Here is a 9,306-nt window from a genome sequence, read left to right on the forward strand (position 1 = left end):
TCGCTGCGGCTGTAACCTGAAGCGAGGCAGCAATCTCGCGCTGCGTTTAGTATGACAAGGCGATAGCTTCTTTCGAAAAATCGTTGGAAATCAGTGAAGAATTCAAAATTGCTCCCGGTTTATTTCACTCCAACTTGGGTATTGCAGATGCTTATCTGGCAAAAGGCAACAAATCTGAAGCATTGAAACATTATAAAAAAGTTGAGGAGGTAACTGAACAGTTTGATTCATATGAAATGAAAGCCAATATTGCCAAAAATCTGCTTGAATTTTATAAATCTGAACAAAATTATGAAAACGCCTTTTTGTACAGTGAGAAATTACAACTACTACAAGACAGTATTGCTTCGATAAAGAGTAATGATCGGTTGGATGAATTAAGAGTTCAATACGAATCTAGCTTGGCTGAAACCGAAAATCAAGTTTTAAAAGAAAAAGAAGCTGCTCAAAAACAAAAAATAGATATGCAGAATGTATTTCTGATTGTTTCGGGAATCGCATTAATTGTTTTTGCAATCTTAATCGTAGTACTTTACAAGTCAAACAAGCACAAGAAAGAGGCCTACAAAGAAGTTCAAAAGAAAACCCTGGAACTTGAAAAACAATATAATATTGTAAAGCAACGGGAACAGGAATTAAATAAATCACTCGCGCTAAAAGATAAAATATTTTCAGTTTTAGGTCACGATTTAAGAACACCGCTGGCCAATGTTTCAAACTTAATTGACAGTATGTCTCAAATAGAGTTGAACCCCGAAGAAATGGAATTTTTATTGAAGCATCTCAAAGGCGAAACTACAGCAAGTTTAAAAACATTGGAAAATATTTTGCAGTGGGCACGCCTTCAAATGAATGAAAACTCTACCAAAATTGAACAACTGGACGAAGATGGAATCATCATTGAAATCATTACAAATCTAGAATCACACACGGAGGCTAAAAATATAGAAGTGAATTATTTAAATAACTCAACTTCACTTTTGGCTGCAGATGAAAACCAATTCAGAAGCATTGCAAATAACCTGATTGCTAATGCTATTAAATTCAGTCCGTTAGATGGAAAGATTGAGGTGAATTTTTATGAAAATGATGATTATTTTATATTTTCAGTAAGCGATCAGGGTGAAGGAATTAAATCATCAATTGTTAAAAACCTTGATACCCAGCAAGAGTTACTTAGTACTTATGGAACCGAGGGTGAAAAAGGCACCGGAATTGGCTTGAGGATTGTAAAAGATTTTGTCAACCTGCATCAAGGTAAGCTTGAATTCACTAAAAATTCACCTCAAGGAACAATAGTGACCGTATATTTTCCTAAACAATAAATGAATCATCAAACTTTAGTAATGATTGATTTAAAAACCGATTAACCAAATCAGGTATGTCAGGTAAATCATCAAAAAAACAATACCTTCCCAGCGATCAATTTGTCGGTATTTTCCGGTAAAAACAAACAAAAATAACAAAAGACCTGCTGCGATATTTAGAAAAATATCCATAAAAGCATTTTGAGCAATATTCACCGGAGTAATAAATGCCGAAACCCCTAAGACAAAAAATACATTAAAAATATTTGACCCTACCACGTTGCCGATTGCTATGTCAACGTTTTTCTTTTTTACTGCCACTATTGAAGTGGCCAATTCGGGTAAAGAAGTTCCTATAGAGACAATAGTAAGTCCAATAACGCGTTCAGACAGTCCTATTTGTTCTGCAATTGAGGTTGCACTATTAACAATTAATTGACCGCCCACAATCAAACCTGCAAGTCCAATAAAAATGAAAATGACAGCAGTTGTAGTTTTGTATTGTTTTACTTCTGTTTTTTCTACAGACTTATCAGATTTTGAAACAGCAACTGTGTAGACTAAAAACACAGTAAAAAAGAGTAGCAGTACTATTGCATCGCTTCGAGAAATGTAGTTTTGAGTGCCGTCAGTTAAAAACATATCGGCACAAACAACCAACACGACAAGTGCCGCCAATAAATTTAAAGGAATTTCATACCAGGTAGTATTTGTTTTTACGGCCAATGGATAAATGATTGCTGAAATACCTAAAATTCCTAGGATGTTGAAAATATTACTGCCTAAAACGTTTCCTAAAACCATTTGAGTATTTTCATTGACAGCAGCAATGATATTGACCACCATTTCAGGAGCTGAAGTTCCAAATGCCACAATGGTTAAGCCAATCACAATATTGGGAATTCCAAATTTTGCAGCCAATCCAGAGGCTGCATCAACCAGTTTTGAAGCCCCAAAAATCAGGGCAACAAAACCTACTAGTAGTAATAGAATGTTTAACAAGATGCAAAATTTAAGTGGTTATACTTTTACACTTTCGGGTACAAGAACGGTGTAGTCACCTCCATTTCTAATCACATCTCTCACAATACTAGAGCTGATATAAGAGGTTTTAGAGGCTGTGAGTAAGAATACAGTTTCTATTTTGGATAATTTTCGATTGGTGTGTGCAATGGCTTTTTCAAATTCAAAATCGGCCGGATTGCGAAGCCCTCTCAAAATAAATTCCGCATTAATTTTTTTACAAACATCAATCGTAAGGCCCTCGTATGTAATTACTTTTACCTTGGGTTGATTTTTAAAAGCTTCTTCTGTAAATTGCTTGCGTTGGTCTAATGAAAACATGTAATTTTTTTGAGCATTCACTCCAATGGCTACAACAATTTCGTCAAAAAGGTGCACACCTCTATTGATGATGTCATAATGACCTAAAGTTATTGGGTCAAAGGAACCTGGAAAAAGTGCTCTTTTCATTGGAAAATTAAGTTTTATAATGAACTAAATTAACTATTTTTTTTCAAACGACTGTTCTACCAAGTTCCCAAACAAGTCTTCCAATGATATTCCGGCTGCACTAGCTTGTTTGGGAATAATACTTTCAGGAGAGAGTCCCGGATTGGTATTCATTTCAATAAAATATGGAATTCCATCCTGAATGATGTATTCACTCCGTGAAAGCCCGGTCATGTTCAATAATTCATAAATGCGTTTAGCTTCAGCCTTAACACGTTCTCTTTCAGTATCTGGTATGCGTGCAGGAGTGATTTCCTGAGATTTCCCAAGATATTTTGCTTCATAGTCAAAAAATTCATTTTCAGAGACAATTTCGGTTGCGGGTAAGACTAAAATTTCACCTTTATATTCAATAACACCTACAGAGACCTCAGTGCCTACCAGGCAACTTTCAATTAAAATTTCGGGGTCTTCCTTGTAGGCAAATTCTATTGCTTTTGGCAGTTCTTCAATAGTTTTAACTTTACTGATTCCAAAACTGGATCCTGACCTGCTGGGTTTTACAAAACAAGGCAGCCCTACTTTTTTGACGATTTCTTCCGGTTTGATTTCATCGCCTTTGTTCAGGTAATAGGCGTTGGCACAATGCACGCCATAGCTTTTCAACACAGAAAGACAATCTCTTTTATTGAAAGTCAGTGCTGCTTGGTAATAATGACAAGAGGTATGTGGAATGTCGATGAGTTCAAAATAGGCTTGTAACAATCCGTCTTCACCCGGAGTTCCATGAATGGCATTAAAAACAACATCGGGATGTATGGTTTTACTGCCGATAGAAAAGCTGAAATCTGCTTTGTTTACTTCAAACTCCTTTCCATCATCTGCTTTAAAATACCATCTATTTTTGGTTATATAAATGCGAAATACATCATACCGCGTTTTTGATAAAGACTCATAAACAAGTTGTCCGCTTTGAATAGATATTTCATATTCACTGGAATATCCTCCCATTGCAACAGCTATATTTTTTTTCTGCATAAGATTGATTGATAAAATGCGTTAAACAAAAGTAGGGTTAATAAACCAATTCTTAAAACGAAAATCTTAAGAATTTAAGATGTACATTTGCCTCTTATTTTTTAAATTGTGACTTCTTTATAAATAAGCAAAACCCAAAAGCTTATGAGCGTAGTAAAATTTATTTTTTCAAAAGTATTTGTCAAACAACTATTACTGGCAGTAGTAGCAATCATTGTATTTGCATATTTAATTTTAACCTGGTTGAAATTTTCTACCAATCATAATGAACAAATTAAAGTACCCGACTTGGCAAAGTTGACCTTTGAAGAAGCACAAAAAACGTTGGAAGAATTTGAGTTAAGACTTGAAATTTTGGATTCTGCCAACTACAACCCTGATTACCCCCAATTTTCAGTTATTGATCAGGTGCCTGAAGCGGGTAGCAATGTAAAGGAAAATAGAAAAATTTACATCACCCTTAATCCGTCAGGTTACCGAAAAGTTGAAATTCCTCCGTTAGTGGGAAGAACAAGGCGTCAGGCTGAACCCACATTGAGAGCTCTTGGGTTTGAAATTGGTGAAATAACATACCAGCCCTATATTGCTCCCGATGAAGTGCTGGAAATGCGCAACGAGGGTAGAAAAATACAAGCTGGTGAAGAATTACCCATAACGTCGGTGATTGATTTGGTGCTTGGCGATGGCAAGGAGCGCTATCAAAACTCAAATAGTGAAGAGTCTGAAGAACCTGAAAAAGAAATCACAGAAAACGATGCAGAATAACGAAAACGAAGTTGAAGAAAACGATGAACTTTATGAGCATCATCGGTTTATTGCAGATAAAGGTCAAAAACCACTCAGGATTGACAAATACCTGATGAATTATATAGAAGGAGCTACCCGAAATAAAATTCAAACAGCAGCAAAGGATGGCAATATTTATGTTAACGACATTCCTGTAAAATCAAACTACAAAGTAAGGCCCGATGACATAATCCGTGTGTTATTTACGCATCCCCCTTATGAGTTTTTATTGGTTCCGGAAAACATCCCACTTGATATAGTTTATGAAGATACTGCATTGCTAGTAGTAAATAAACCGGCTGGAATGGTGGTGCATCCCGGTCACGGAAATTATTCAGGAACATTGATCAATGCATTGGTCTATCACATCGAAAATCTACCTGTAAACAGCAATGAACGTCCCGGCTTGGTTCATCGCATAGACAAAGATACCAGTGGATTATTGGTCGTTGCTAAAACTGAAGAGGCTATGCATAAATTGGCTAAACAGTTTTTTAATAAAACCTCAGAACGGGAATATGTAGCACTGGTGTGGGGAGATGTGCAAAATGATACCGGAACCGTCGAAGGACATATAGGAAGACATCCCAAAAACAGGCTTCAAAATACTGTGTATGAAGATGAGAGCCAGGGAAAAGACGCCGTGACACATTACAAGGTTTTAGAACGGTTTGGCTATGTGACTTTAATTTCCTGTAAACTTGAAACCGGCCGAACGCACCAAATAAGAGTGCATATGAAACACATTGGTCATACACTTTTTAACGACGAACGCTACGGAGGTGATAAAATCTTAAAAGGAACCACTTTTACAAAGTACAAGCAATTTGTTGACAATTGTTTTAAAGTGCTTCCCCGACAAGCCTTGCATGCTAAAACACTTGGCTTCAAACATCCTGTAAATGCTGAATTTATGAAATTTGAAGCACCTTTACCTGAAGATATGGAATTGTGTATCGAAAAATGGCGCAACTATATTAAACATCAAAAAGAGTTTGACAACTAATATAGAAGCCAAATCAATTTGATTTGGCTTCTAATTGTAAACTCATTAATTTATTCTTACTTCTTAACCCATTTTCCTGTAAAAGTTTGGGATTGATTGCTTATTACAATCAAGTAGATACCGCTGCTGATTTTTTCGAAATTAAAACTCTGTCCTGATTGATTCAAGGAAAAGTTTTTTTCTACAAATAATTGTTTTCCGTCAAGGCTGAACAGCTGTACAGTAGCGTTTTCCAATTGGGCAGGTACAGTTAGTGTGACGACTCCGGTTGATGGGTTCGGTTGAATGTTGATTGTTTGATTTTCAAAATCTGAAACACTCATGGGTTCTTCAGGAATAATCAACCCATCTCTTTGGTTAGAACCTTTATAACCGTTGCTCAAAATAGTATTTGGGTCATAAGGCACATTTAAATTGTATACATTTACAAAGGCAGAGTCAATGCTTGCCCCGAAGGTTTGTGTGTATGAGTTGGCTGTTAAATCCAGCAATCCATCGTTATCAACATCACCCAATACTGCTCCGTTTATGAAGGTAAAGCCTCTTGGTTTTAAAGGAAATCCATCAACCTCTCCACTTCCGTCGAGAGAGTATGCGTGAATGAAGCCATTGCCGTCATTATCTAATACTACACTTGGAAAAATAACCTCCTGAACCCCGTCGTTGTTAATGTCTGCTATAGTCATTACTCCTTCAGTTCCTCCGTATTTGTTTACAGAAAAATCAGGGATTAAATCACCTTCATAATTAAATCCGTAAATAACATCTAAAGGTGTTGAGCCATCACCACTTGTATTTCTATTTCCGAAAAATAGCTCATAAACTCCATCGTCGTTGACATCTGCTACAGTAGGGGGAGAATAAGTCCATTCATTAATGGAATAGGGCCATCCAGTTGCATAACTTCCGTCAGATTTCATGACAAAAAATGCGGGATTATCGCCGTGATTGCTACCAACAATTTCCAGTGTTTCATCACCGTCTAAATCTACCAAAATGGGTGACTGATAGGAATAACTCACACCAGTTGCAGTAGAAGGAAAACCGGCTATGGGCTGTCCGGTATCAGAATCAATTACATGCATTTCACCTGAGGAGGTTGAAATAACAACATTCATAACCCCGTCGTTATTAACATCGCCTATGGAAGGCGTAAATGCAGGTGTTCCGGGTAGATCTATTGGCCAGTTGGCATTGTAAGGCGTGCCATCAGGGGTTACAACATGAACTCGGCTTGGACCCGAGGTAATACGTTCACAAAAAACGATTTCCATGATACCGTCACCATCTAAATCTGATACAGCAGGCGCATTGATCATCCAATTGTTATTAAAATTGAGTGGCCAGCCGGGCAGATCTGCTCCGGTAGCCCCGTCAAGCAAATACACGCGTCCGTTTGCCGGCACACCGCCGGTATTTTGAACCACCTCCATAGTTCCGTCGCCGGTAATGTCGGCAACAGTAGGGGGCAAGGTTGCTGTTCCTGTTAAATCTTTCTCCCATAATAAGGCACCGTCCCCATTAATGGCATATAGTTTACTAAACGTTGCAAATAGGATGTCTTCTGTTCCGTCCTGGTCTATATCTGCAATGGTGGCTCCTCTGAAGTTTTTAAAATTAGGATGTGTGGGTCTTCCAAAAGGAAAATTCTCCAATTGTTCAAAATTGTTACCGCTTTTTTGCGTGAGTTCTTGAGGAAGCACAATAGGCTCAGCTGAAACAGCACCGTTTTCTAATAAAATGGCTTTTTGACCTTGTTCCTGCGAGTGAATGAAAGGGGATGCAATTAGGGAAGCTGCTATTAGCAGGTTTGTAATTTGTAATTTCATTTGGTTTTGTTTTTAGAATTAGCTTGCTAAAACTAATTTTTATTTTCAGCAGTGTTTCTTAAGATTGTGTTAAAATACTTTTTCTGCTGTATAAGTATTTGTTATACACTTATTAGAATTTGTTAAAAAAAATGGAGACAGAAATTGAATCAATGTTGTAAATTTGATTCAAAACAAACTACTATGAAAATTTTATTATCTCCGGCAAAATCATTGGATTTAGAATCAAAATTACCTACTACTAAGGCAACGCAGCCGCAATTTTTAGAACAAGCAGAAAAGTTAAATACTGTTTTGGAGAAAAAATCGAAAAAACAACTGAGGGATTTAATGGGAATCAGTGAAAATTTAGCCGAATTGAATTTCCAAAGATATAAGGAATTTCAAACGCCTTTTTCATCCAAAAATGCCCGCCCGGCGGTCTATACTTTTTCTGGAGATGTGCATGTTGGGCTGAATGCCTTTTCAATCAAAAAAAATAAAATTGACACGATGCAAAACAGCCTTAGAATTCTCTCAGGAATGTATGGTGTTTTAAAGCCTTTAGATTTGATGCAGCCCTACAGGCTTGAAATGGGAACCAATTTAAAAGTGAACCGAAAAAACAATTTGTATGAATTTTGGGGGGATCAAATCACAGCACTTCTCAATGAAGAAATACAGGAAAAGGAAATCGTTTTGAACCTTGCCAGTAATGAATATTTCAAAGCAATCAACATCAAAAAATTAAAAGGGGAATTGATCAGTCCTGTATTTAAAGATTTTAAAAACGGAAAACTGAAAGTAATTTCCTTTTTTGCTAAAAAAGCAAGAGGTGCTATGGCACGATTTGCCATAGAAAATGATATAAATTCTTACAAAGAGGTGTTAAAATTTGACTATGAGGGCTATTCTTTCAGTTCAGAAGAAACAAAAGTTGCTGATCAGCCTGTATTTATTAGATAAGAATTGATGTATTTAAAGTGTTGTTTAGTAGTGTTTTACATAAAAAAATTGTAATTTAGATTATTGACCAACCTCTTTTTTACACTCCTATTATGAGTTTTTAAATATTTGTTTAAGAAATATTTGTGATTAAAATTAATTTTTTCTTACATTTGAACTTGTTAATATTTAAAAATTTATTATGAAAAAAACTACTTTATTAATTTTATCGCTCTTGGTTTGGAGTTTTGGGTTTGCCCAGCCTTCAAATGATGATTGCGTAGATGCAATCCCAATTTATTTTGATGCGACTATTTCCGGTACAACTATTGCCGCGACTGGTAGTGGCACAAGCGTCGTTTGTGGTACCACAATGACAGCGCCTGATGTTTGGTACACTTTTACTGACGTCTCTGGCACAGGGTCAATGGTAACTATTGATCTTTGTACAGGTACTTCTTATGACTCTAAGCTCTCTGTTTACTCTGGGTCTTGTGGGTCATTAGTCTGTGTGACTGGTAATGACGATTTTTGTGGACTACAGAGTCAAGTTAGCTTCATGACTGATGGATCGTCTACTTATTATGTGATGGTTCATGGCTTTGGATCAGCAACAGGAAACTTTGACATGACTGTTTCTGGGTTACCTTCTCCAGGATGTTCTTTTGACACACCTCAAGCTATTGAAGATTTTACAACAATAACTTCTGTTATTAGTTATCCTGACACAGGTATCATTGGAGAAGATTCTTTCCAGTTTACTTTTAACAATGTAGACCTTAATCTTCAGCACGATCGTGCATCAGATATGGTGATGACTTTGACTTCACCCGAAGGCACCATGCTTACGTTGTTTGAAAACAACGGAGGTATTGACGGTTTGGATACCCAAGCTAATTTAGTATTTGACGACGCCGGCGCAAGTGTTGGTACCTGGGTTGGAGGTGCACCTGCTGCTTCTTAT

The 9,306-nt window shown here is 36.8% G+C and carries 9 protein-coding genes; 5 read left to right on the forward strand and 4 right to left on the reverse strand.

Annotated elements, in window-relative coordinates; all coding sequences use genetic code 11:
- Positions 1–83 precede the first annotated feature (83 nt).
- Entirely contained in the window at positions 84–1,325 is a 1,242-nt protein-coding gene (locus AACY61_RS03750; RefSeq protein ID WP_339610254.1) for a HAMP domain-containing sensor histidine kinase, read from the forward strand.
- Positions 1,326–1,355: 30 nt separating this feature from the next.
- On the opposite strand, the gene AACY61_RS03755 is transcribed toward AACY61_RS03750, so the two are convergent.
- Genes AACY61_RS03755 through AACY61_RS03765 form a run of 3 tightly spaced genes read right to left on the reverse strand, consistent with a single transcriptional unit; the run spans position 1,356 to position 3,797 of the window.
- Positions 1,356–2,309: a calcium/sodium antiporter gene (locus AACY61_RS03755; RefSeq protein ID WP_339610255.1), complete on the reverse strand. Its 954-nt coding sequence runs from the start codon at positions 2,307–2,309 to the stop codon at positions 1,356–1,358.
- Positions 2,310–2,327: 18 nt separating this feature from the next.
- The gene (gene coaD / locus AACY61_RS03760; RefSeq protein ID WP_339610256.1) at positions 2,328–2,780 is read right to left on the reverse strand and encodes a pantetheine-phosphate adenylyltransferase; all 453 of its coding nucleotides are present in this window, start codon (positions 2,778–2,780) and stop codon (positions 2,328–2,330) included.
- A gap of 33 nt (positions 2,781–2,813) precedes the next feature.
- Entirely contained in the window at positions 2,814–3,797 is a 984-nt protein-coding gene (locus tag AACY61_RS03765) for a D-alanine--D-alanine ligase (protein WP_339610257.1), read from the reverse strand.
- Between the two features lie 144 nt (positions 3,798–3,941).
- Between AACY61_RS03765 and AACY61_RS03770 the strand changes: the two genes are divergently transcribed.
- Positions 3,942–4,562, forward strand: coding sequence for a PASTA domain-containing protein (locus tag AACY61_RS03770; RefSeq protein WP_339610258.1), 621 nt, complete (start codon positions 3,942–3,944; stop codon positions 4,560–4,562).
- Positions 4,552–5,589, forward strand: coding sequence for an RluA family pseudouridine synthase (locus AACY61_RS03775; protein WP_339610262.1), 1,038 nt, complete (start codon positions 4,552–4,554; stop codon positions 5,587–5,589). Before AACY61_RS03770 ends, AACY61_RS03775 begins: the two co-directional genes overlap by 11 nt.
- 56 nt (positions 5,590–5,645) lie before the next feature.
- Here the strand turns inward: AACY61_RS03775 and AACY61_RS03780 are convergent, their stop codons facing one another.
- Positions 5,646–7,418 carry a T9SS type A sorting domain-containing protein gene (locus AACY61_RS03780; RefSeq protein ID WP_339610259.1) on the reverse strand — a complete coding sequence of 591 codons (1,773 nt, stop codon included), beginning with the start codon at positions 7,416–7,418 and terminating at the stop codon, positions 5,646–5,648.
- A 183-nt stretch (positions 7,419–7,601) separates the two neighbouring features.
- On the opposite strand from AACY61_RS03780, the gene yaaA reads away from it, so the two are divergent.
- The gene (gene yaaA, locus AACY61_RS03785; protein WP_339610260.1) at positions 7,602–8,363 is read left to right on the forward strand and encodes a peroxide stress protein YaaA; all 762 of its coding nucleotides are present in this window, start codon (positions 7,602–7,604) and stop codon (positions 8,361–8,363) included.
- 181 nt (positions 8,364–8,544) lie between these two features.
- Positions 8,545–9,306: proprotein convertase P-domain-containing protein (locus AACY61_RS03790; protein WP_339610261.1), on the forward strand; the 762-nt coding region annotated here is incomplete at its 3' end.

It is taken from the genome of uncultured Planktosalinus sp. (genome assembly GCF_963973675.1).
Taxonomy (GTDB): Bacteria; Bacteroidota; Bacteroidia; order Flavobacteriales; family Flavobacteriaceae; genus Planktosalinus.